The 23,230-nt window shown below is 67.5% G+C and carries 23 protein-coding genes; 14 read left to right on the plus strand and 9 right to left on the minus strand.

Translation table 11 applies throughout. From position 1 onward, the window contains the following. Positions 1-37 precede the first annotated feature (37 nt). Positions 38-907, plus strand: coding sequence for a kinase (locus ACT3CF_RS16180; protein WP_478424518.1), 870 nt, complete (start codon positions 38-40; stop codon positions 905-907). 9 nt (positions 908-916) lie between these two features. Here the strand turns inward: ACT3CF_RS16180 and ACT3CF_RS16185 are convergent, their stop codons facing one another. Beyond that, positions 917-1,801, minus strand: coding sequence for a LysR family transcriptional regulator (locus tag ACT3CF_RS16185; protein ID WP_478424520.1), 885 nt, complete (start codon positions 1,799-1,801; stop codon positions 917-919). Between the two features lie 105 nt (positions 1,802-1,906). Between ACT3CF_RS16185 and ACT3CF_RS16190 the strand changes: the two genes are divergently transcribed. The 12 genes from ACT3CF_RS16190 to ACT3CF_RS16245 all read left to right on the plus strand — a co-directional run bounded on the left by ACT3CF_RS16190 (position 1,907) and on the right by ACT3CF_RS16245 (position 11,673). Continuing rightward, on the plus strand, positions 1,907-3,406 hold the full coding sequence (locus tag ACT3CF_RS16190) for a CoA-acylating methylmalonate-semialdehyde dehydrogenase (protein WP_478424521.1): 1,500 nt from the start codon (positions 1,907-1,909) through the stop codon (positions 3,404-3,406). Positions 3,407-3,874: 468 nt separating this feature from the next. After that, entirely contained in the window at positions 3,875-5,098 is a 1,224-nt protein-coding gene (locus ACT3CF_RS16195; protein WP_478424522.1) for a tyrosine-type recombinase/integrase, read from the plus strand. Positions 5,099-5,161: 63 nt separating this feature from the next. Continuing rightward, positions 5,162-5,374, plus strand: a complete 213-nt coding sequence (locus tag ACT3CF_RS16200) for a helix-turn-helix transcriptional regulator (protein ID WP_478424523.1) — start codon at positions 5,162-5,164, stop codon at positions 5,372-5,374. 220 nt (positions 5,375-5,594) lie between these two features. Continuing rightward, the gene (locus ACT3CF_RS16205) at positions 5,595-6,344 is read left to right on the plus strand and encodes a helix-turn-helix transcriptional regulator (RefSeq protein ID WP_478424524.1); all 750 of its coding nucleotides are present in this window, start codon (positions 5,595-5,597) and stop codon (positions 6,342-6,344) included. A gap of 84 nt (positions 6,345-6,428) precedes the next feature. Next, positions 6,429-7,052, plus strand: a complete 624-nt coding sequence (locus ACT3CF_RS16210; RefSeq protein WP_478424526.1) for an acyl-homoserine-lactone synthase — start codon at positions 6,429-6,431, stop codon at positions 7,050-7,052. A gap of 10 nt (positions 7,053-7,062) precedes the next feature. Further along, a complete protein-coding gene (locus ACT3CF_RS16215) occupies positions 7,063-7,944 on the plus strand; it encodes a phytanoyl-CoA dioxygenase family protein (protein ID WP_478424527.1) in 882 nt (293 codons plus the stop codon). After that, positions 7,941-8,528 (plus strand): GntR family transcriptional regulator, encoded by a 588-nt coding sequence (locus tag ACT3CF_RS16220; RefSeq protein ID WP_478424528.1) that lies wholly within the window; start codon positions 7,941-7,943, stop codon positions 8,526-8,528. The genes ACT3CF_RS16215 and ACT3CF_RS16220 overlap by 4 nt, the downstream gene beginning before the upstream one ends. An 87-nt stretch (positions 8,529-8,615) precedes the next feature. Beyond that, the gene (locus ACT3CF_RS16225) at positions 8,616-8,747 is read left to right on the plus strand and encodes a benenodin family lasso peptide (protein WP_478424529.1); all 132 of its coding nucleotides are present in this window, start codon (positions 8,616-8,618) and stop codon (positions 8,745-8,747) included. A gap of 71 nt (positions 8,748-8,818) precedes the next feature. Next, complete coding sequence (locus ACT3CF_RS16230) at positions 8,819-8,950, plus strand: hypothetical protein (protein WP_478424531.1); 132 nt, start codon at positions 8,819-8,821, stop codon at positions 8,948-8,950. A 121-nt stretch (positions 8,951-9,071) separates the two neighbouring features. Then, positions 9,072-9,203 carry a benenodin family lasso peptide gene (locus tag ACT3CF_RS16235; protein WP_478424532.1) on the plus strand — a complete coding sequence of 44 codons (132 nt, stop codon included), beginning with the start codon at positions 9,072-9,074 and terminating at the stop codon, positions 9,201-9,203. 62 nt (positions 9,204-9,265) lie between these two features. Further along, entirely contained in the window at positions 9,266-9,916 is a 651-nt protein-coding gene (locus ACT3CF_RS16240) for a lasso peptide biosynthesis B2 protein (protein WP_478424534.1), read from the plus strand. After that, entirely contained in the window at positions 9,913-11,673 is a 1,761-nt protein-coding gene (locus ACT3CF_RS16245; RefSeq protein WP_478424535.1) for an asparagine synthase-related protein, read from the plus strand. The genes ACT3CF_RS16240 and ACT3CF_RS16245 overlap by 4 nt, the downstream gene beginning before the upstream one ends. Here the strand turns inward: ACT3CF_RS16245 and ACT3CF_RS16250 are convergent. The 4 genes from ACT3CF_RS16250 to ACT3CF_RS16265 all read right to left on the minus strand — a co-directional run bounded on the left by ACT3CF_RS16250 (position 11,653) and on the right by ACT3CF_RS16265 (position 18,357). Further along, positions 11,653-13,773 (minus strand): Atxe2 family lasso peptide isopeptidase, encoded by a 2,121-nt coding sequence (locus ACT3CF_RS16250; RefSeq protein WP_478424537.1) that lies wholly within the window; start codon positions 13,771-13,773, stop codon positions 11,653-11,655. The two genes, ACT3CF_RS16245 and ACT3CF_RS16250, sit on opposite strands and share 21 nt — an antisense overlap. Then, on the minus strand, positions 13,767-16,700 hold the full coding sequence (locus tag ACT3CF_RS16255; RefSeq protein WP_478424538.1) for a TonB-dependent receptor domain-containing protein: 2,934 nt from the start codon (positions 16,698-16,700) through the stop codon (positions 13,767-13,769). The genes ACT3CF_RS16250 and ACT3CF_RS16255 overlap by 7 nt, the downstream gene beginning before the upstream one ends. Positions 16,701-16,795: 95 nt before the next feature. Continuing rightward, positions 16,796-17,794 (minus strand): FecR family protein, encoded by a 999-nt coding sequence (locus ACT3CF_RS16260; RefSeq protein WP_478424540.1) that lies wholly within the window; start codon positions 17,792-17,794, stop codon positions 16,796-16,798. After that, positions 17,794-18,357 (minus strand): RNA polymerase sigma factor, encoded by a 564-nt coding sequence (locus ACT3CF_RS16265; protein WP_478424541.1) that lies wholly within the window; start codon positions 18,355-18,357, stop codon positions 17,794-17,796. The genes ACT3CF_RS16260 and ACT3CF_RS16265 overlap by 1 nt, the downstream gene beginning before the upstream one ends. Positions 18,358-19,116: 759 nt before the next feature. On the opposite strand from ACT3CF_RS16265, the gene ACT3CF_RS16270 reads away from it, so the two are divergent. Further along, positions 19,117-20,052 carry a LysR family transcriptional regulator gene (locus ACT3CF_RS16270; RefSeq protein WP_478424543.1) on the plus strand — a complete coding sequence of 312 codons (936 nt, stop codon included), beginning with the start codon at positions 19,117-19,119 and terminating at the stop codon, positions 20,050-20,052. Positions 20,053-20,109: 57 nt separating this feature from the next. Here the strand turns inward: ACT3CF_RS16270 and ACT3CF_RS16275 are convergent, their stop codons facing one another. From ACT3CF_RS16275 to trbF, 4 genes are read right to left on the minus strand one after another with little or no spacing between them, the layout of a single operon-like run. After that, the gene (locus ACT3CF_RS16275; protein WP_478424544.1) at positions 20,110-20,340 is read right to left on the minus strand and encodes a DUF2274 domain-containing protein; all 231 of its coding nucleotides are present in this window, start codon (positions 20,338-20,340) and stop codon (positions 20,110-20,112) included. Further along, positions 20,337-21,548: a TraB/TrbI/VirB10 family type IV secretion system protein gene (locus tag ACT3CF_RS16280; RefSeq protein ID WP_478424545.1), complete on the minus strand. Its 1,212-nt coding sequence runs from the start codon at positions 21,546-21,548 to the stop codon at positions 20,337-20,339. The genes ACT3CF_RS16275 and ACT3CF_RS16280 overlap by 4 nt, the downstream gene beginning before the upstream one ends. Beyond that, positions 21,545-22,549, minus strand: a complete 1,005-nt coding sequence (gene trbG / locus ACT3CF_RS16285; RefSeq protein ID WP_478424547.1) for a P-type conjugative transfer protein TrbG — start codon at positions 22,547-22,549, stop codon at positions 21,545-21,547. The genes ACT3CF_RS16280 and trbG overlap by 4 nt, the downstream gene beginning before the upstream one ends. Beyond that, on the minus strand, positions 22,546-23,229 hold the full coding sequence (trbF, locus tag ACT3CF_RS16290) for a conjugal transfer protein TrbF (protein WP_478424548.1): 684 nt from the start codon (positions 23,227-23,229) through the stop codon (positions 22,546-22,548). The genes trbG and trbF overlap by 4 nt, the downstream gene beginning before the upstream one ends. Position 23,230: the final 1 nt, after the last annotated feature.

The raw sequence follows: 23,230 nt of genomic DNA on the forward strand, positions 1-23,230 counted from the left end.
TGCAGCCCCTGCTGGCATATTGGAGACAACGGGGAAGGTGCAAGCGCTGATCGACTCGCGGACTTCGTTGCCGGTTGCCCCGATCGAAACGCTGGTGCGCGCGCGGCTGGCGTCGCGGACGGGCCGCCGTCCGGTCGTGCTCGGCCTTTCCGGGCCGCAAGGCTCTGGAAAGTCGACGCTTGCGACCGCGCTGGCGCTTCGCTTCGCGACGCATGGCATTGCCGTCGCGCTGCTCTCGATCGACGATCTGTATCTCGACCGGCGGCGGCGGCGTCAGCTCGCGCAGGCGGTGCACCCGTTGCTGCGCACGCGCGGCGTTCCGGGCACGCACGACGTCACGCGCGCGCTGACGCTGTTCCAGCAGCTCGGTGAGCCGGGCCGGGTCATGCTCCCGCGCTTCGACAAGGCGACCGACGAGCCCCGGCCGGTCGATCGCTGGCCGATCATCGACGCCCCGGTCGATGTGGTGCTGTTCGAAGGCTGGTGTGTCGGCGCCCGCCCGCTGCCCGACGACGCGCTTGCCGCGCCGATCAGCGCGTTCGAGGCGGATCACGATCCCGACGGCCGCTGGCGGCGCTTCGTCAATGCCCAGCTTGCCGGCCCCTATGCCGCGCTGTTCGCCCGGATCGACCTCAACGTGCTGCTCACCGCGCCCGATTTCGAAACGGTGGTCGGCTGGCGGATCGAACAGGAGCATGCGTTGCGCCAGACGCTCGCCGCACGCGGCGCCGATCCCGGCCGGACGATGGACGACGATGCCGTGCGCGATTTCGTCGAGTATTTCCGCCGCATCACGCTGGCGATGCTCGCCGAGATGCCCGCGCGCGCCGACGTCACGATCGCGCTCGATGGGCGGCGCCGCCCCGTCCGCATCCACGGCCCCGGCGGCGCTCCCCTTCCCGCCTGAAGGTCGGCGTCAGCCGAAATCGGCCGCGTGCATCCGCACCTGCTGCACCAGGAAATCGGCCACCGCCCGAATCCGCGGCACGCGCGCCAGATCGGCGTGATAGCTCATCCAGTAACTGCGCTGCACCGCGACCTCGTCGGGCAGCACGCGGACCACACGCATCGCGGGCGTCACCGCAAAGCAGTGCAGCAACCCGAAGCCGAGCCCTCCCGCCACCGCCGCCATCTGTGCCGCAACCGAGCTCGACCGGAACACGCTGCGCGGCGCCAGCATCCGCCCCAGGTTGCGCAGCTCGGGCAGGTCGAGCCGTTCCTCGATATAGCCGACAAGGGGCTGGTCGCGCAGCGCGGCAAGGCTCGTGATCGGCCCCGTCTGCGCGATCAGCGATTCGGCGGCGTACAGCCCCAGCCGATAATCGACCAGCCGCGCCGCCCGCATCGTCCCGCGCGCCGGCCGGTGCAGCCCGACGGCAATGTCCGCCTCGCTCTTGAGCAGGTCGATCGTGCGCGTTTCGGGGACCAGTTCGAGCTCGATGCCGGGGTGGCGCTCGGCCAGCGCCCGCGCCCGCGGCGCCACGAAAAACGTCCCGAACGCCTCGGGCGTCGCCAGCCGCACCGTCCCGGAAAGCTGCTGCTCGCGCCCGGCAAGGCTCCGCCCCGCCGACAGGACTTCGTTCTCGACGCGTTCGGCATGGTCGCGCAGCTCGGTGCCGGCACGCGTCAGCAACAGCCCGCGCGGCGAGCGTTCGAACAGCCGCGTTCCCAGCGTCGCTTCCAGCGCGGAGAGCCGCCGCGCCAGCGTCGTGTGGTTCAGCCCCAGGCTGCGCCCCCCGCCCACAAAGCTGCCCGCGCGCGCCACCGCCAGGAACAGCCGCAGATCGTCCCAGTCCAGCATTCACATTTTCGCACAGCTGCTTCGCATCCGGGGACAATAGTTGCGCGGATTTGTGCGTGCTATGCCTTTCCGCACCCAAGAACAGCACAGGATGAGGATGCGCAGATGCGTTTGATCCAGCATTTCATCGACGGCGCCGCCACCGCCGCCGCCCCTGCCCGCACGGGCGACGTGTTCGATCCCGCGATCGGCCAGGTCCAGGCTCGCGTCGCGCTCGGCGATGCCAACACGGTCGCGCGCGCGGTCGAAAGCGCGCGGGCGGCCCAGCCCGCCTGGGCCGCGCTCAATCCGCAACGCCGCGCGCGCGTCATGTTCCGCTTCAAGGAACTGATCGAAGCGAACATGGATTCGCTCGCCGAGATGCTCTCGCGCGAACATGGCAAGGTGATCGCCGACGCCAAGGGCGACATCCAGCGCGGGCTTGAAGTCGTCGAGTTCGTCTGCGGCCTGCCGCACCTGCTCAAGGGCGAGTTCACCGAAGGCGCCGGTCCGGGAATCGACGTCTATTCGATGCGCCAGCCGCTCGGCGTCGCCGCGGGCATCACGCCGTTCAACTTCCCCGCGATGATCCCGCTCTGGATGTCGGCGCCCGCGATCGCGTGCGGCAACGCCTTCATCCTCAAGCCGTCCGAACGCGATCCGTCGGTGCCGGTGCGGCTCGCCGAACTGGCGCTCGAGGCCGGGATTCCGGCGGGCATTCTCAACGTCGTCCATGGCGACAAGACCGTGGTCGACGCGATCCTCGATCATCCCGACGTCAAGGCGGTGAGCTTCGTCGGCTCGTCCGAAATCGCGCAATATGTCTATGGGCGCGGCGCCGCGGCGGGCAAGCGGATGCAGTGCATGGGCGGCGCCAAGAACCACGGCATCATCATGCCCGATGCCGATATGGATCAGGCGGTGGCCGACATCGTCGGCGCGGCTTTCGGCTCGGCGGGCGAACGCTGCATGGCGCTGCCCGTCGTGGTTCCCGTGGGCGCCGAGACCGCGGATCGCCTGCGCGAACGGCTGGTCGCGGCGATGGCCGACCTGCGCGTCGGCGTGCCTACCGATCCCGATGCCCATTACGGCCCGCTCGTCACCGCCCAGCACAAGGCGCGCGTCGAATCCTACATCCAGATGGCGGCCGACGAGGGTGCCGAACTCGTCGTCGACGGACGCGGGCTGACGCTCCAGGGGCATGAGGGCGGCTATTTCATGGGGCCGACGCTGCTCGATCGCGTCACGCCCGCGATGCGCAGCTATCAGGAGGAGATTTTCGGCCCGGTGCTGCAGATCCTTCGCGCCTCGAGCTTCGAGGAGGCGGTCCAGTTCCCGACGCGCCACCAATATGGCAACGGCGTCGCGCTGTTCACGCGCAACGGCGACCTCGCCCGCCGCTTCATGAGCAGCGTCGAGGTGGGGATGGTCGGCATCAACGTGCCGATCCCGGTGCCCGTCGCCTATCACAGCTTCGGCGGATGGAAGCGTTCGGGCTTCGGCGACCTCAACCAATATGGGATGGACGGCATCCGCTTCTACACGCGCACCAAGACGGTGACGCAGCGCTGGCCCAGCGGCGGCGCGGTGCTCGATCAGAGCTTCATCATCCCCACCATGGGTTGAGGCCCTGTCGGCGGGCAGCGGGCGCGCAGGGGCGCGTCCGCTGCCCCGCAGGCGTCCGCCCGGCCGCCTGTAGGCGCCTCGACGCGCTCGGGCGCTCCTCGGCCCCCTGATGCCCCCCCCAGCCGCAGAGCGGCCCTGCGGCCGGAAATGGATGAATGAATGAAGCGGCAGCCACCAGCCGCTGCGCCCGCCCGCAGGCGGAATATCCCCAAAAGCGAAAGGGCCGGCTTCCCGATGGGAAGGCCGGCCCTTTTCGTTCGCTTTACCCGCGGCGGCGACGCCTGCGCGTCTTGCCGGGGGTGGGAAATGGTGGAGCCGAGGACGTTAAATAGACAGTCTCTTAAGCGATCATGTCGTCTCTAAGTATTTGAAATCAAATTCGAATGCTTATTCTGCCGGTTCTGACCGCTTCATACCGTCGCGCGACATCCCTGATGTCCACGACAGGCATTTGAGGGACTGCAGAACATGGGCGCTTTGACAGCGATTCAGGTCAAGAACGCCAAGCCTGGCCGTCACGCCGACGGTCACGGGCTCTATCTTTACGTGCGCGACACCGGATCCCGCTCCTGGGTCCTGCGCCTGATGATCGACGGCAAGCGGCGAGACCTCGGACTAGGCCCGGTGGAGGAATTGTCGCTGGCCCAGGCCCGGATCAAGGCGGCCACGCATCGCTCGCAGCTCAAGGCGTCGGCGCTGGAGATAGAGCCCCCTCCCCAGCTGCCGGAGGTACTCCCGGACGTTCCGTCCTTCCGCGAGGCCGCGCGAGCCTGCCACGATGCGATCAAGGCCGGCTGGAAGAACAAGCATCACAGCGATTCCTGGATCGCCTCGCTTGAGACTCACATCTTCAACCATATCGGGGACAGCCGGGTCGACGCGGTCACCAGCATCATGGTCCGCGACGCCTTGGCCCCGATCTGGCTCAAGATGCCCGAGACTGCGCGAAGGATCCTCCAGCGCATCCGTACCGTGCTCGACTATGCGCATATCCAAGGGTGGTGTCCCGCCGAAGCCAATCTCCGGTCGGTCACGCGGGGTCTTCCCCGCCAGCCCGTGGAAGACAATCACTTCGCGGCGATGCCCTATGCGGACGTGCCGGCCTTCATGCGAAAACTCGAGGCGAGACCCGCGTCGGCCGGCCGGGACGCGCTCATGTTCACGATCTTCAACGCCGTGCGCTCCGGCGAGGCGCGGCTGGCGAAATGGTCCGAATTTGACCTGGATGCCAGCACTTGGACCATCCCGGCGAAGCGCATGAAGATGGGCAAGCAGCACGTCGTACCGCTCACCGCGCCAGTCCTAGCGATCCTTAATCGCCGCTGGCCGCTGCGTGTCGGCAATGACGGCTATGTCTTTTCAACCCATGGCACCAAGCCGCTGAGCGACATGACCATGAGCAAGGTGATACGCGACATGGGCATCGCCGAGATTACCGTTCACGGTTTCCGCAGCAGCTTCACCGACTGGGCGGCGGAACGCACCCGCTTCCGCAAGGAAGTCGTCGACAAGGCATTGGCGCACAAGCTCTCCGACTCGGTCGAGGCGGCGTATCGGCGGACCGATTTCTTCGAGAAGCGGCGCCGACTCATGAAGGTCTGGTCCAAATATCTGACCGGACAGCGCGGCCCGCACTGGCGGCTCCTACGCTGGGGCTTGTCCTTCTTCGCCAGGCTACGCTCGCGGTTCTGAGCCCCTTGCTACCTGATCCGGGCGTCTCAAGACTTGCCTGACCGGAACACGAAAGGTCATCCGATGCACAACGAGACGAGCGCGGCGGCCGCCGACAGGTTCCTGCGGCTGCCGGAGGTTATCCAGCGCACCGGCCTGAGCCGGGCGACGCTCTACAGAAAGATTCAGAAGGGAACCTTCCCGCGGCAGGTCGAGATCAGCCTTCGCTGTTCGGGATGGCGCGAATCCGAAATCACTGAATGGTCCAGGAATCCCATGTTCTACGCAACTAAATAGGAAACAACTTGGAAATATTACGTACATACATTGCTAAATCCCAATGTACCATAACTTGAGCGTAACGTTTAGCTTATTTGACTCCTTAAGAGTTTTGATTCGTTATTGCCTGTCATAACGCTCTGACCGCCTCCCTTGAGAAGTAGTCCGGGTAAGAGCCCAGCAAGGCGAACATCCCTCCGCGGTTAGTGGACCGTCCGGATGTTCGATCCGGGTGGGTATGATTGGCTTCGATATTGCGACAAAATTCGTCGGCGTGGCGCGGACGGTGATCAGCGTGAGCGATCTCTTCGACGCCATTGCGTGCAGCTGCGGTGCGATGCGCATTCAATATTTCGCGCTGACCCATCACGTCGACTTCCGGCGCGAAGACAGCCCGGCGATCCGGCTGCACAACTATCCGCAGTCCTGGGAAGAGTGGTTCGACGCCAGGGGTCTGGGACGCTCGGACCCGATCCATCGGGCCAGTCATCTCGCCAGCGTGGGTTTCCCCTGGGCCAATGTGCCGGCGATGATCAAGCTGACGCCGGACGACCGCCTCGTGCTCGACCAGGCGTTCCGCGTCGGCATCGGGGACGGCTACACCATCCCGGCGAACGTGCCCGGCGAGATGCTCGGATCCTTTTCCTTCGCGGTCGAGGCCGGCCGCCGCTTCCCCCGCGAATTCGAGCTGGCCTGCCAGCTGATCGGCGCCTTCGCCTTCGAGGCGGCGCGGCGTCTGACCGATCCCAGGGGGTTGTCGATCCACCACCTGCCTATCCTCACCGATCGCCAGCGCGACTGCGTGCTGTGGGCAGCGCGGGGTAAGACCGACTGGGAGATCGCCCAGATTCTCGGCGTGAGCCACGAAACCGTGATCCAGCATCTCAAGCACGCCCGCGAGCGCTACGGCGTCCAGAAGCGGGCCCTGCTCGCGGTGCGGGCCCTGTTCGACGGACTGATCAGCTTCTCGGACATCCTCAAGCACTGAGCGATACCCCCATTTCTTGGAATATCGGCGCCCGGTCCTGCACGCGATGCTCACGCCTCGACTCAAGCTCGGGGAGCAACGCAGATGGTCCTTCTCATCGACTCGACGATCTCGGGCGCCAGCGACACGGCGTTCCGGACGATGTTCGCCGCCCGCAAGAGCGTCTTCATCGACCTGCTGAAATGGGACCTGCCGGTGCTGGCGGGCCAGTACGAGGTCGATGCCTTCGATGACGAGCATGCCCGCTACCTGATCATCACGGACCTCGATCACCAGCATCTCGCCTCGGCCCGCCTGCTGCCCACCACCCGGCCCCATATCCTCGACACGCTGTTCCCGGCGCTTTGCGAAGATACGCCGCCGCGCGGACCCGACGTCTGGGAAATCACCCGATTCTGCCTGGGCCGCCAATTGCGCGCACCCGAACGCCGCATTCTTCGCAACCGGCTGGTCACGGCGATCGCGGAACACGCGCTTCGCGCCGGCATCGCGAGGTACACCGGCGTGGCCGAAATGGCCTGGCTGCAGCAGATCCTGAGCTTTGGGTGGGACTGCCGCCCCCTCGGCCTGCCCCTGCCCCACGAAGCCGGCCTGCTCGGCGCCCTCCAGATCACCATCACCACCGAGACCCCGGCCCTGCTCGACGCGGCTGGCGTCTGGGTCCCGACCGACTTCCGCGAATTTCCGGCCGATGCGGCCATCGCCTGAGGAGCGCAGCATGACGACCAACGACCGACCCGCCGGCCATGACGACGCCCTCGCCGCGCTGAACGCGCGTGGCTGGTGCATCCTCCCCAATCTCCTGCCGGCCGAAACCCAGGCGCTTGCGCAGGACCTGGCGCCGGCCTTCGAAGCGACGCCCTTCTGCCAGGGAGACTTCTACGGCGCGCGCACCAAGCGGTTCGGCAGCCTGCTGAAGCGCTCGCCCCATGCCGCGGCCCTCGCCCAGCAGGAGTTGATCCTGTCGCTTTGCCACGCAGTCCTCGGTCCCTGGTGCGACTGCCTCCAGCTCAACCTGATGCAGGCGATCGCCCTTCATCCCGGCGCGCCGCGCCAGTTCCCGCACCGCGACCAGGATATGTGGCAGGGCGTGAAGGGCGAGGTCGAATATTTAGTCAATGTGATGTGGCCGCTGACTGCGTTCAACGAAGAGAATGGCGCGACGCTGATCTACCCCGACAGTCACGGCGCAGAAGCCCTGGAACCCGGAGTGCCGGAGCATTCGGTGGCCGCCGAATGCGGCCCCGGCGACGCCATCGTCTTCCTGGGCTCTACCCTCCACGGCGCCGGCGCCAATCGCAGCGACCAGGTGCGGCAGGCGGTGGTGGTCAGCTACTGTCTCGGCTGGCTCAAGCCCTATGAGAACCAGTGGCTGGCCTATCCACCGGAGGTCGCGCGCGGCTTCGCCCCCGAACTCGCCGCGCTCGTCGGCTATCGGCAGCACCGTCCCAACCTCGGCAACTATGAAGGCGTTTGCCCCTCGGCACTGCTTCGCGGCCGTGTGCCCGAGCATATCGGCGCGATCGATGCGCTGCGGCCCGACCAGGCTGACGCCGTGGCCCTGCACCGGCTCCAGCAGACGCAGCCGGTTGGAGCATGAGCCCCCTGCAGGCGATGGAGCGCAGCTATCAGGCGCTTAGGCAGATGCTGCGCGAGGGCAGCTTCCCGCCCGGCGTTCGCCTCGAGGCCAACCGCTTGGCCATAGACCTGGGCGTCAGCATGACGCCCGTTCGCGACGCGCTCCACCGCCTGGTCGGCGAGCGCATGATCGAGGCGAGTTCCGGCGACGGCTTCCATGTCCCGCGCCTGTCCGAGGCCGAGCTCCGTGAGCTGTACGAATGGAACTCGGCGCTACTCGTGATCGCGGTACGCACCTCGCCGGCGGCCGACCATCGCCTGCCGGCCGAGGTCGAAGGGTCGCCGGGGCAGGCAGACCTGATCGCGCGCCTGTTCTCGCAGATCGCCGACGACGCGCCCAACGGCGAGGTGCGTGCAGCGATCGCAAGCGCCAGCGACCGGCTTCACGCCTTTCGCGTCGTCGAGCAGACGGCGCTCGAGCCGATGATCGGGGAACTGGAGGAGCTGGGCCTGGCACGACCAGGGCAGCTGCAGGCGATCCGACGCTATCACCAGCGGCGTATCAAGGCGGTGCCAGCCATCCTGCGCGCGCAGCTCAACCGCTAGGCGAATTATATCCCGATTATAAACTTCTTATAATCCGCGCGCAGGCTGACTCTTTCCAGGTCGCATCCCGCGACACGGAGAATGACCATGGACCGCGAACTCAACGAGACCGTCGACCTGATCGACCTGGGCGTCGCCAGCGTCGAGACCCAGGGCGCCGAGGTGGGGCAGCCCGACGTCATCGGCCTGATCCCCAAGCAGGGTCTGGCCGACGATTGATCGCCGGACGCCGGCCCGGTTCGCGCCGGGCCGGTACCCTTCCGAAATTCGACGACGTGAGGAGCGTGGCTATGCCCGAGGAAGAAATGGAAGCGACCGACATGCTCGATCTTGGTCCGGCGAGCGAAGTCACCAAGGGCGGTGACTGGGGCCTGATCGAATTCATCTCGCTGCTGCCGGTCCAGGGCTTGTCTCAGGACTGAGGAAGCCATCACGCTGACCTGGGCGCGGAATGCAGCGCATTATAATCGGATTATAAACTTCTTATAACTTCAGCCGCGCCTGAAACTTCTCCTGTCGCACCCCGCGACCTGGAGATGGAACATGGACCGCGAATTCAACGAAGAAACCGAGCTGCTCGATCTCGGCGCCGCAAGCGTCGAGACGCGCGGTGCCGATGACGGCGATTTCGACGTGGTCGGGATGATCCCGCGCCACACGCTCTCGCAGGACTGAGCAGGCGCGCCGGCCCGGTCCAGGCCGGGCCGGCGTTCAACCGACGCAGGATCACACGGCACATGTTCTGGCGCATCTTACCGCATGCATCGGCATGCATTTCCACGGATCGCATCTATCTGCTGGACATACGGCAGGACCGATATTTCCAGATCCCGCCGGCCGCCACGGACGGTATGCGCGAATGGCTCGAGCGAAAATATGCGTGCGTCCCACCAGCCGCCGTCCTCGATCTGCTGCGCCGCGCCGGTGTCCAGCGCGATGGCGATGATGCGCCGACCAACGGGCTCAAGAACCGGGTGTCGATCCCCGAGGACATCACCAGCTTCGCGCCGAGCGGCCGCCGCCGGCCTTCGCGGCAGACGGTACGCAGCGTCCTGGGCGCCTCGTTTCGGCTTCGCACGACATCGCTTCAAAGCATCGTCACGCGCCGAACGCTGAGAAGCCTGCCGGTCGGCGCGGACAGCACGGCGGCGCTCGAGATCGCGGAGCGGTTCGAACGCGCGCGCGTCCTGGTGCCGATCGCGCGCGACTGCCTCCTCGACTCGCTGGCACTCGACCATTTGCTCTGCCGCCGTGCCCTAGGCAGCGCGTTCGTGTTCGGCATCGCGACCCGACCCTTCGAAGCGCATTGCTGGCTCCAAACCCGCGATGCGATCCTCAACGACAGTTTCGATCACGTGTCCCGCTTCACTCCGATCCTCGCGCTATGAACCGCTCGGTGTTTGTCGCGCTGGTCGGACAGGACGGGCCGCTGCCGCCCAGGCTGGAAGCCCTCGTCGCCCGCTTGCGCAGCCAAGGTCTCGCCGTCCTCGTCGATGCGCCCGGCATGACGATCCTCGGCGATCCGGACGCCGCGCATCTGCGCTTGCCCGAGGCCAAGGGGCTCGTCTGGGGACATCTCTTCGACCGACGCACCGACCGCCGCGTGACCGAGACGCGGATGGAGGGCCTCGACATCGGTGCCGAGGCATTTCCCGGGTCCTGCTTCTGGGGCGGCTATGTCGGGTTCTGGCGCCGCGAAGGCGGGGTGGAGGTCCTGCGCGATCCTTCGGGAAGCGTCGGCTGCTACCATGTCGAGCTCGACGGCATCCATCTGCTGACCTCGAAGCCGGCGCTGTTCTTCGCCACCGGCCTGGTCGCGCCCGAGATCGACTGGACTATCGTCGCCCAGGCACTGGTCTTTCGCGACCTTCGGCCCGCCCGGACGGCGCTGTGCCGCGTCAGCGAGCTCCTCCCCGGCACGGGCTTGCACATCCGACAGAGGCAGGCGCGCAGCTTCTGCGCCTGGTCGCCCTGGACCTTTGCCAAGCCCGAACACCAGCACGGCGATATCGAAAGCGCGGCCGCCGCGCTGCGCGACGCGCTGACCGGTAGCTTGAGTGCCTGGAACAGCTGCTTCTCAAGGCCACTGCTCGAGATCTCCGGTGGGCTCGATTCGTCGATCGTCGCCGCAGGATTCGCCAGCAATAGGGGCGCGCGCTGTCTCACCTTTGCCCCTGCACCCGGCGACCCGAACGAGCTTCCCTGGGCCAGGGCCGTTGCACAGCATCTGGGCTTGCCGCTTACCGAGCTGCGGGCAGCCGAGGCACAGATCGTCGTCTCGCACTCCGACGCGAGCGATCTCCCCCGCCCCTGCGCGCGGATCCTGTCGCAAGCGCTGGACCGGCCAATCCACGACATGGGGGGCGCCGAAGGCGTGGACGCCTTCCTGGGAGGCGGCGGCGGCGACAGCATGTTCTGCCTGCTCAATTCGGCGCTGCCCGTCGTCGACCGGTATCTGCACGAAGGCCTGGGTCGCGGACTGTTCGACACCGCCGCGGATATGGCGCAGGTCGCGGGAACGGACATGTGGTCCGTGCTGCGTGCAGCCATTCCCCGCGCGCTGCGGCGCCAATCGCCGATGCCGCGCGCGATGACCAACCCGTTCGTCACCGCGGAGGTCCGGCTCTCCCTGCCCTGGCCGGCCGGAAATCCCTGGCTCGAGGCGCCCACCGAGATCGCGCCGGGCAAGCGCCGCCACCTCTGGTCGATCCTCGCCATCTACAACCATCTTGAAGGCTATGGCCGCGAAGCGACGGCGCCCTACCTCGCGCCGCTGATGTCGCAGCCGATCTTCGAGACCTGCATGACGATCCCGACCTGGCTTTGGTGCCAGGGCGGAAACAATCGCGCGGTTGCCCGCGAAGCCTGTCGCGGCCTATTGCCTGCCGCGATCGTCGACCGTCGGACCAAGGTCTCCTTCAACGGCATCGTCCAGCGGGTGATCGACGCCAATCTGCCCCTGGTACGCGCGATGGTTCTGGACGGCGCCCTGGTCCGGCAGGGCATTGTCAACCGGGCCGCGGTCGAGACCTTTCTGAGCACACGCCTCGCCGCCGGCCAGGATCTTCCCGAGATCATGGCCCTGATCGACATCGAAGCCTGGATCTCGGGATGGAGGGGAAAATCAGGGTCGGACCATGGCTGATGCCTGCTTGTCGCGCATCGCACGCCAACGCGCAATCTCCGCGGCCCGTGCGGGGTCGTGCGCCTCCTTGCCGCGCACCCAGAAGTCGAGCCAGGCGAGATTGCGTGCATAGATGGCAAGGCGGTGCGCCGGATGCATCTTGGTATGCCATTCGTCCGGATAGACATACATCTCGACCGGAACGCCGTGGCTCTTGAGCGCCGAAAAGCCTTCGGCCGCCATCCTGGCCTCATTGTCAGCCGCCTGAACCAGGAGCGGTACCCGCAGGCGGTTAGCGTTCACCGCGAGCGACTGCGCACGCCAGAATTCCCTCCCATCCTCTCCCGCCGCCGGGTAGTTCCACTTGGCAACGGAGGCACCATAGCTCGGGCCGACGATGTAGATCGCGCTCGGATCCTCGCAGCAGCCGCTCATGATCGCCGCCTTGAAGCGGGAGGAGTTGTTGAGCGCGAACTGGACCGTGCTCGCACCGTCGCTCATTCCCGTGATCGCGATCGCCGCCGGATCGACCACGCCCTTGCCGATCACCGCGTCGATGCCGGCATCCAGGGCAGAGAAGATGCGCCGCCGCCCGGACCAGTTATGCACCTTGATTGCCTGGGCCGCATTGCCATCCGGCGCCGCCGCAGCTTCGGCCGATTCAGACGGCATCTGGAAGCTGAGCACGGCATAGCCATTCTCGGCGAGCAGCTGGATCGGATACTCGTCGCCGATCCCGCCCCGCAGGAAGCCGCGCGACCAATATTGCACCACCACCAGCGGATGGCGTTCGCCGGGCCTGTGCGAGCGCGGCAGCACAAGGTCGCCATAGGTCGCGACCCCTTCGCTGTCGGTCCAGCGCATGCGCTGCGCGCGGCCGAGGTTTACCGCTGCGAATTCCGGGTTCGGGTCGAAGACAGGCAGCATGCGTCCCGTCGCCGGGTCGATCCGGACCAGCGCGCGCGGCTGGGTGAGCGCCTCGCGAGCGCAAACCATCGCTCCGCCGGCCACGTCGCAGCCGAGGAGCAGATCCTCCGTCTCGAACAGCCTGACCGGCTGGGCATCTTTACCCAGGCGCCAGCGGTAGAGCGCCGTCCTGCCACCATTTTCCGCCGAACCGCCCCGCATGAAGACAAGCGTCGTCCCATCGACCCACCAGAGGCCAAGGATGGATTCCCGACAGGCGGCAACGGTGCAGGCAACCCGCCTGCCTCCGACCTCGGCCCGCAACAGGTCCGGCCCGCGCGGCATGTCCGACCGCTCGCTGTCAGTCCAGGCAAGCGCGCCTGTAGCGGAGACCGCTGAGCGCGATGCGCCGGGACGCGCCGGCGGAGTTCCCAGCAGCCGCGCCGCTTCCTCGGCACCGATCACCCGGGACGCGCCGGTCTCCGCGTCCACCAGATTCGCCTCTGTCGATATCCTTGCACTCGGATGGGGCTGAATGTCGGCGACGGTCCAGAAGCGCTCGTCGAACAGATAGCCGCTCCTGCCCTCGCGATCGATCGCCGCCTTCGCCGCATCGACGCCCTTGCGCGTGGTGACCACCAGCGAGCGGCCATCTCGAGCCCAGGCGACGCCGAATATTTCGGTCGCGAATGCCGTGACGCGCCGCGCGGGACCGCCGTCGAGCCCCACCCGCCAGACCTGGGTGATGCCGGCGTCGCGACGGAGAAATGCCAAGATCTTGCCGTCCGGCGACCAGCTGGGCGGCGCGGAATGGATCAATCCGCTGGGGATTCCCGCAATACCATGCACGTCATTGCGGCTGGGGATGACTTCGCCGCCGACATCGACAAGACGCGGCGCCGAGTGTCCGTCGAGCGGCACCAGCATGACACCGACGCAATAGGTGTCGTCCGCACTGTCCGCGCGCCGAAGCGTCAGCGCAGCGAAGCGTCCGTCCGGCGACAGCGTGAAGGGCTCGCGCCCGGCCGAGGCCGTGATCTGACCGAAATCGCGCAGCTCGATCAGGTCCGTGGCGGTGATGGGCCGTCCGCCTGTTGCCGTCCCCGGGGAGGGCGGCAACAGGCGCTCCGGACAGGCCGCAGGCGTTGCGTGCGCCGCTGCGGTCCCGCAGGAGAGGAGAAGCGCGGCTGAGGCAAATAGGGCCGGCTTCACCATGACTTGGTGACCTGCAGCGCCACGAAGCGGCCGAGCGGACTTGCATTCTCCGCGTCGAAGCCTGTGGTGAGCGTACCGACGATATAGCTCACATAGGGGGGATCGGCGTCGAACAGGTTGGATGCGTTGAGCGCGATCCGCAGCCCCTTGAGCGGTCCGGATTCCTGCTGGAAGCGGTAGCCGATATTGAGGTCGAAGGTCGTCCAGCCCTTCACATGCTGCGGCGTGGGCGTGGTAAGGTTGGCGTAGGAATCGACATAGTTGGCGAACAGGGCGATGCCGAGCCCGCCCTTGTTCCACAGCGCACGCCCGCGGACGTGCAGATCGATCGGGTTGCCCACCGTGTCGACGACATCGACCGCCCGGGACGTCGCGGTAAGCTGCTGCTCGATCTTGAAGATATAGGTCGCCACGGCGCCCAGCTCGGCCTCGCCTCCACCAAGCGAGAAACTGTAGGCAAGGTCCATGTCCAGGCCCGACTGCTTCACGGTGGAGAGATTCTTCACGCGCGCATCGGCGATCGCGAGGATCGGCGCGGTGCTCGGCAGGCCGCTCAGGTCGGTATAATAGGGCGAAGCGAACAGCTCGGCGACACGCGCCGGCGAGGGATTGAAGCTCAGCACCGGCGCATAGACATCGCGACTCGTCAGGAAGCTGAGCAGCGCGCTCTGCACCGAGGCGATGCGGTCCCGGTAATCGACGTTGAACCAGGTCAGGCCGGCCCGGACGCCTCCCGTCCGCAGGTCCGCGCCCAGCGTCCAGGTCGTGGCGCGCTCGGGCTTGAGGCCGGGGTCGTTGCCGCGCAGGACGATGACGTTCGACGTGCCCGTAGAGGATTGCGGGTCCGGAAGCGGATAGGCGAAGTAGAAGGTCGAGCCTGGGTCCTGCCGCAGTTGCGGAAAGCTCGGTGCCCGGAACGACTTGCCGTAGCTGCCGCGCAGCGTGAGCGGCCCCACCGGCTGCCAGGCGAAGCTGAACTTCGGATTCGTCGTGCTGCCGAAGTCGCTATAGTCTTCGGTGCGTAGCGCCGCGGAGAGGTCCAGCCGCTGGAACAGCGGGATGCGCGCATCCTTGCCGAATACCGGGATCGACAGCTCGGCATAGGCGCCCTTGACGGTTCGCTTGCCCGGCAAGGGCGTCGGCGCGGTCATCACCGGGGCCAGGGTCGAGGTGTAGGCGATGTTGTCGCCGTCGCGGTAGCGGTCCTCGCGATACTCGCCGCCGACGGCCAGCCTTGCCTCGCCGGCGGGCAAGCGCAGTAGCGGACCGTCCGCGCGCACCGTCGCGGACCATAGCAGGCCGCCATAGTCGCTCTTGTTATAGCCCCGGATCGAGGCGATCGTGGCCGGGTTGGTCGAAGGGCCGTCGCCGAACAGATTATAGGCGGTCGCCGGGCTCGTATCTGCCAGGGCCAGCGCAAGGCGCGCGCTGTTGACCCGGTTGAGATAATCATACCGCTCATTCTGGCGGCCCCAGCCGCCATGCACATCGAGCCGCCAGGATCCGAGATCGGCCTCGAGGCCAGCCGTGCCGCCGAACGCCCGGACCTGACCGCGATAGCGCTCGGCTCCCAGGTCGCGCGTGAAGCTGTAGTTCACCCCGACGGGCTGGTGGGTGCCGATCGGGTCCACGTAGAACGGATTGGTGACCGGCACCGTACGACGGCTGTCGACCCCGGTGCGGACTGCCTGGTCGAAGCTGCGCCAGACGCTCATCCCGCGCAAATAGAAGCGCAGCCCATCGGTCAGGTCCTGGCCCAGCGAGAAGAAGACCGAGTGCCTCTGCTGCATGGGCAGGATATCGACGCCGTACCAGCCATCGCCCCGGTTGATCGTGCCGGGCGTCAGCTGGGCGGGGGTCAGCCCGACCCCATTCTGGCCGGCGGGGATGGCATAGTTGATGCCGCCCGCAACGATCGTCCCGGGGCTCCAGTAATTGCCCCGCCGGTCCGTACCGCCGAACGGCCGCAGGTCCTCGGTGACATAGGCCCGGTCCGCCGCAGCCAGATTGTCGCGCTTGTAGAATTCATAGGCGATCATCGCATGGCCGTTCGCCCAGCGCGCCCCGAACAGCTGGCTGAACTGATATTCCTGTGCGTCTCCGTCCGCCGTCCCGAAGCGGGCGCTTGTCTCCGCGCCGCGGAAGCGGTCGCGCGTGACGACGTTGACGACGCCGGCGACCGCGTCCGAGCCATAGATCGCGGACGCGCCGTCCGGCACGACCTCGATCCGCTCGACCACCGAGGCGGGAATGATCGAGATGTCGGCGAAGGTGCCGCCAAAACCGCCGAGCGGCGGCCGGTCGCCGTTCAGAAGCAGCAGGGTCGAGTTCTGACCGAGCCCGCGCAGGTTGATGCCGACGCCCCGCGCGACATTGCCATTTCCGGCGGCGGTGAGCAGGCCGGACGTTCCCTCGTTGGCGCCGCCATTGAAGCTCTGCGGGATCGACTGGACGAGCTGCTGGGTCGTGGCGAAGCCGCCCTCTTCCATCGCCTTGCGATCCAGACTGATCACGGGCACGCCCACAGGCCCCTGGCCGCGGATGCGGGTCCCGGTCACAACGATCGGACCATTCGCCTCGTCCTCCGGCCGCCCCTCCGCGACCGAGATATCCTTGCCGTCCTGGCGTACGACGAGCGTATCGCCGACGCGCACGGCATGCAGTCCGCTGCCGCGCAACAGCAGGGCGATCGCCTGCTCGGGGAGATAGCGGCCCTTGAGCGCAGGCGCGCGCAGCCCGGCGACCAGGTCGCTCGGCACGATGACCGGCCGGCCCGACAGCAACGCGACCTGCCGGAGCGCCGCCCCAAGATCCTGGCTCGGTACGTCGAACTCGCGCATGCCGTCGGCTTGTGCGAGTGCCGATGGCGCAACTAGCGACAGCGCCGCGCCCGCCAGTGCGAGCCCCCCGATCCTTCCCAAATTCATCGCATCCTCCCCTTGCAACGCCGCTGTCGCGGCTGTTGGGGGGCTTGACGACGATGGGGCGGACTACCTCCCGAAATTATTCGGGAGGCCGGCAATCAGCCTTTACGCAGGAGGATGGACCCGTCGGAGGCGCGCTCGACCCGCAGCGAGAAGGCCGCCGCAAGGCTCGCCGCCAGCGCTTCGACCGGCAGCGGACGGAAGGCGCCGGTCACGCGAAGCGAAGCGAGCGCGTCCGAGCCAAGGCGGATCTTGCGCGCCGAATAGCGATTGGTCTGATCAAGAACCTGACCGAGGGGGACGCGGTCGAAGCTCAGCATGCCCGAGACCCATTGATCGGCGCCCTGGGGCGACTTGGTGACGCGCGGCCCTTGGCCAAGGTCGCTGAGGCACTCGCCGACGGCAAGGCGCGTGACCGGAGCCGACCCGCCCGGCTGCGCGCTGCCCGAGACGTCGACGACGCCGCGCAGCAGGCTCACGCGCACGCCTTGGGGCGCAAAGTCCACGTCGAACAGCGTCGCCATCGCCGTGACGGTACGACCGCCGGCCTCGACCCGGAACGGCCGGGCGGCATCGGGAGCCACGTCGAAGCGGGCGCGGCCATGCAGCAGGCGAACAACCCGCCCGGCGTCGGTCATGTGGATCTCGATGGCGCTGTCGGTATCGAGCGTGACGCTGGATCCATCCTCGAGCTTCAGCATGCGGATCTCGCCGATCCGCGTGGTGAGCGACGGACCGCCTCCCGCCAGGGTCGGCACCTTCGTCGCCGGTGTGCCCAGCAAGGCGAACCCCAGCGCGGCGGCGACCACCAGCGCCAGTGCCGCCAATGCCGGCCGGGCCATGGGGAATTCGAACAGCCGCCGCCTGCGCGGGAGCTGGCGGTTGCGCCCGGTTTCGGTGCCGGCCAGCCCGGCGCTCCGGCGCCACATCGCCTCAACCTCGCCATAGGCCGTGACATGGGACGGATCGGCGGCACGCCATTGCTCGAAGGCCGGCTTGAGCCGGTCGCCATCGGGTCCGCGCAGGCGCCCGAACCATTCGGCGGCTTCCTGCCGTGTCTTGGCGCTGGGACGCGGCGTCCCGCCTGGTCCTGTCATCAGAAGCCGTCCGCCAGCCGCGTGAGCTGCGCGATGGCGCGGATCATCTGCTTCTCGACGCCGCTGACCGACATGCCCGTCACTTCGGCGATTTCGGCATAGCTCATGCCGTCCAGTCGGTGCGCCAAGAAAATCTCCCGTGTCTTCGGCTTCATCCGGGCCATAGCAGCCTCCAGCCGATTGAGACCATCGCGCGCCTCCAATCGCTCCACCTCATTTGCAGCCGAAATGGTTTCTTCGTCGAAGGAAGCATGCAGCGGCTCGGAGCGCCTGAACGCCGCCTTCGCACGGTCGCGCAGCAGATTCTTGGCGATCTGGCGCAGATAGGCCTGGGGTCGGGCGAGGGCGCTGCCGCGCGTCACCTCGACCCGCGCGAGCCGCAGGAACGCCTCCTGCGTCAAGTCGCGAGCATCTTCCGGGTTGGCGCGATGCCGGGTGAAGAAGCGGACGAGCGAGTGGCGCTCGTTGCGGTAAAGCAGCTCGAGCGATACGGCGGGCTCGTCCCCCTGGCAGGCGTCCCGACCGGGAACCCCGTCATCCGGCAGTGGCGCGGGCCGCGTCAACGCGCGACCTCTCGGCGGTCCTGGCCTTCAAACATGCAGGAGCGGCAATCTTCCACGGTCCGGCCTCTCGGGTGACGAGGCGGACCGGCAGGAAGCCGGGTGTTGAGAACAAGCTAGTGGGCTCGCGCTGATGCCTTTAGCCGCGAACGGCTTGGACATGCGCATCAGCCACCCGGCAACGCGTTGCCTGGAAAAGGGTCACTAGAAGGTTCTCACGCCTCCGCGCCGGACTTTTCACGGCGCAACCAAGACTAGAGTTGGAACAGTCGAAAAGGCAAGCCAATCACAAAGAGGCTGAATCTCAACCATTTCGGAGCAGGTTCTCGCATTTCCAAGCGTTTGACCCCGGCATGTCGATCTCGGCCCCGGCCCGTCTCGTTCGCGCATCAAGCCTATTCCCCGCGCGCAGGTCAGCCGCAAATTCCAGGGGTCGCGCCGGGCCTCGGGGTGTGTCGCCAGCGCTCCCAGACGCCGTCCGGCGCCCAGCCAGGAACGCACTCTTGCAGAGGCCGGCCGGCGCGGCGGCGTGCGCGCGGGCCTGGGGGCCAGCCGCCGCCGTGACTTCCGGCCGTCGCAAGTGTGCCACGCGGAAACAGAAGCGCTGCGCACCCTGTCGCCTTCGCCAGAAGGCGCAGTGTGCGCGCCACTGGCCCACCGCGTTCCACCCCCATTTCTCGGAATAGCCGAATTCGGTCGCCAGACCGATGATGCGGCAGCGCTTCGCGCGGATAGCGGCACGGGCGCACCCGGAGAGCATGGATGATCGAGATATATCTCCTGCGCTACGCGCTAGCCGCCGCCGAAACCGGAAGCTTCACCCGCGCTGCCGAGCAGTTCGGCATGAAGCAATCGACGCTGAGCAGGCATATCCACTATCTGGAGGATCGCGTCGGCCTGCCGCTGTTCCGCCGATCGACGCACGGAGTCGTGCCCACCAACACGGGCGAAGGCTTTCTGCGCAGCGCACGCCGCATCGTGCGCGACGTTGAAGCGCTCGATCAGCACTGCAGCGTCATCGCGCGGGATGGCGGGAAGCTTCTCCGGTTCGGCTTCCAGGGCTCGCTCCACAGCGGCGAGCTCTCCGCTCTGTTCCATTCGTTCCGGGAAGCTCATCCTTCGGTCGATGTCGCGGCGCGCGAGCGCGGCCGTGCGCATCTCACGCGTGCGCTTGAGCGCGAGGAGCTGGACCTCGCGGTGCTGGCCGGCCTTTGCGACCGGGCGGACCTGGCCTCGATCCCGCTCTGGTATGAGCCGGTGGTCCTTTGCATCGCCAGCGATCACGCTCTCGCCGATCGCGACCGGCTCTACTGGACCGATTTGCGATCCCAGCGCTTCGTGGTCAGCGCCGACGACCCGGGCCCCGACCTGGGCGATATCGTACGATCCAGGCTTTCCGGTCCCGGGCACCGCCCGACGGTCATCGTGCAGCATGTGCGACGGGACAATCTGCCCGCCTTTGCCAGTGGAGAGAGCATCGTCCTGCTGGCTGGGACCCCACCACCGTCCGGCATCCCGTGCGTAATGCGCGCGGTCCATGACGCCTTTGGGCAGACCGGCATCGAATATCGCGCGCATTGGCGCAGGGACAATCGCAGCGCCGCGCTCCGAAGCTTTCTGGAGATGCTGGCGAAACGGCAAGGCATCGCGCTGCCGAACGGAGCGCTTGAAGGGCCATCATGCCGGGGGGAGACATGACGGCCCTTCCCGCGCCGCGCCGCCAGGGGGCTGAAGGCGGCGCGGACGGATGGGTCGCTACCCGGTCTTGGCGGGCAGTTCGCGTCGCACCCGCGCGAACTCGCGGTCGGTCGCCATGAAATGGCTGAGCATCGGCACGATCAGCTTGGCGGGTCCCTGCAAAGGCTGGCCTGTGGCCGCGGCATGCGCCTCGGCATAGGCGGTGAGGTCGCGATAGACGTCGGCCGGTATATCGATGCTGAGCTTTACCGGCTTGTCGTCGGCCAGCGGACCGAGCTTGAGATTCATTGGAGACTCCCCGAGGGTTCGAGCACCAGATCACGCGTGACGATGACGCGGAGCTGGAAGCCGGGCCGGATCGTGAGGGTGGGCTGCACGTTCATCTGCCGGCGGACAAGATCCTGGCCCGTCCGTGCGATTGAATCCGAGCCTCCCCGGCGAAGCGCGCGGATCAGTTCGTCGTCATCCGCAGCGCCCACCTCGGTGCCGACGCTCAGCAAGGTCGAAATGAGCGCGGCGCGCAGCATCCCACCCCAGTGCTGATCCACCCGGTCCTGCAGCCCGGATCGCCCGGCGGCGTCGGCGCCCGGAAGACGATCGAGCTGGATTGACCGCCCGTCGGGCAGGATCAGCCTGTCCCAGGCCAGGAGCACGCGGTTCTGACCAAAGGATATCTGCGAATCATATTCGCCGATGAGACGGCTGCCTTGCGGTATGAGCAGGTGGCTGCCGGTCACGCTGTCGAAGACGTTCTGCGTGACCTGTGCCGTGATGGTGCCGGGCAAGTCGGACCGGATCCCGGTGATCAGCGCGGCGGAGACCACGCTCCCGGCCTGGACGACATAAGGCGATGTCGGGCGCTCGAGGCGAAAGGCACTCGCGGTCGGGCGGATCCCATCGCCGCGCAGGAATGCGCGCTTCGTGTCCGGTTCCCCATTCGCAGGCTGGGCGGCGGCTCCGGCGGGCGTGCTGGCTGCCGCCAGGGTACCGGCGGCCGGGCTGGATGTCGCCGGCGCGACGCCCGGACCGCGCGCGCCGCCCTCCCCCCCCAGGAACATCTTGCTCGTCCGGGCCGCATCGCGCTCCTGGGCGAGGCGTTCGCGCGCAGCATCGGCACGGGTCGGGCCCGGCGCGGCGCCCGACCTGCCATCCTCGATCGGCGGCGGCGAGTCTTCGGTGCCGCGCTGCTGGGCGGAAAGGATCGGCCGGCCGAGATCGCCTGGAAGCGGGGGGCCGAGCTTGGGCACCTGCGCATAGTCCCTTGGGCCTTCGGCGAGGCCATCCCCCCCTGGGCGATTCGCAGTCTCGTACAGTTCGGCCGGGGCCTTGGAGGCACTGGGCTGGAGCGCAAAGAGGATCGCGCCGCCAATAGCGGCCGTGACGACAAGGCCAACGGCGGCCAGCGTCTTTCGCGAAAGCCGCATCACGCGGGGCGGATCGCCGCGCAGCCGGAGGTCCTCTGGTCCCACGGGGCTCGTGTCATCCTGGCCGCTCATCGGGACTTCTCCTGCGGCAGGCCGTTTTCGCGCAGGACCCGGACGCGGCGCTCCGACTTGCCAGAGGCGAGCCGGAGTTCAGCGGCTGCGAACAGCCGATCGATGACCAGGTAGCGCCCCCGCAGCCGGTAGTTCACGAGCTCACCCTGCCCCTTCGCACCGAGCACGAAGAGCGGCGGCAGGTCGGTCTGCCGGATGCCCGCAGGCAGCTCGACGAATACCTGCCGACCGTCGTCGAAGGCGCGGAGCGGACGCCATGCGACGCGGTCACCCTCGATCCGGTAGCGGAAGTTGAGCGCATCCAGATCGACACCGGGGACAGCGGGTGCGGCCGCCCCGCTCTCCCGGATGCGGGCGGCGAGCGCGATCAGCGCGTCCTGGGGATAGGTCCAGGACAGCGACGCCATATAGGTGTCGGGCGTGGAGCGTAGCTCGATGTGGTAGGTCCGGCGGTCGGTATTGATCACCAGGTTGGTGACCAGCCCGGCGCGGGTCGGCTTCACCAGAATATGGACGCGCTGCGCCGGCCCGGTGCCGCTCAGCGTGTCGCCAATGATCCAGCGAACGGTATCGCCTGCCGCGACCGGTCCCGGCCCGACGAGCTGCTCCCCTTCCTGCAGGGCGATATCGGTGACCTGGCCTGGCGCCGCGTAGAGCTGATAGAGCGCGCCGTCCGCCCAGGGATATTGCTGGATCGCGTTCAGAAAGCCGTCGCGCGCGGGCTGCACGCGGGCGGCCGCGTTGGCATTGCCGATCCGCGCCTTGGGATCGCCGGGCTCGGCCGGCGGTTGCGGTGCCGGCTTGAGCTGCCCCGGCAGCGGCAAGGGTTCCGGGACACGCACGATTTCCACGCGCGGCGCCGGGTCCGCCGCCGGGACGGCAGCGGGCGCGGTGGCGAGGTCCCGGGTCCCAGCTTGGGCATGGGAGGTCGCGCAGCCGGCGAGCGGCAGCGCCGCCACCAGAAGCGGCGAGCAGAAAATAGCAAGGCGCGAGCACGTCATTGCGAAAGCTCCTTCGACCAGTTGAGGGCGTTGACGAACACGCCGAGCGGGTTCCTACGGATCGCATCGGGTGTGCGCGGCGGCTGCACGACCACGGTGACGATCGCCGACCAGCGCTCGGTCGCGGCGAGGCTGCCGTCCTGGTAGCGACGCTCGGTCCAGGAGATGCGGAAGCTGTTGTCCGATGCGCGGATCACGCTCGACACATCGACCGCGACCTGCACCTTGCCGATCAGGGCGAAGGGGTCGTTGGTCCGGGCATGGTCATTCAGCACCAGCGCGCCCTTGGCGGTGGTGAAATCATAGGCCCGAAGCCAGTTCTGGCGCAGGACGACAGGGTCCGCGGGCACGCTCCGGACATTCTCGATGAAGCGCGCGAGATGGAATGCGATCTGCGGGTCGCTCGGACGGAAGCCCGCCTCGGCCGGCGCTACCGCCTGGGCTTCGCCGAGCTTGTCGACCTGGACCACCCAGGGCGTGATCGTCCCGCGCGAGGCTTCCCAGATCAGGCCGCCGGCCAGGATCGTCGAAACGCCGATCGCGCCGAAGCAGGCCAGCCGCCAGTTGCGGGCCTGGACCCTGGACGCCCCGATGCGATCGTCCCAGACCTGCCCGGCGCGCTGGTAGACAGTCTCCGGCGCAGGTGTCGTGCCGTATCGGGCGGTGGATCGTCGAAACATG

The organism is Sphingomonas chlorellae (assembly GCF_056485145.1).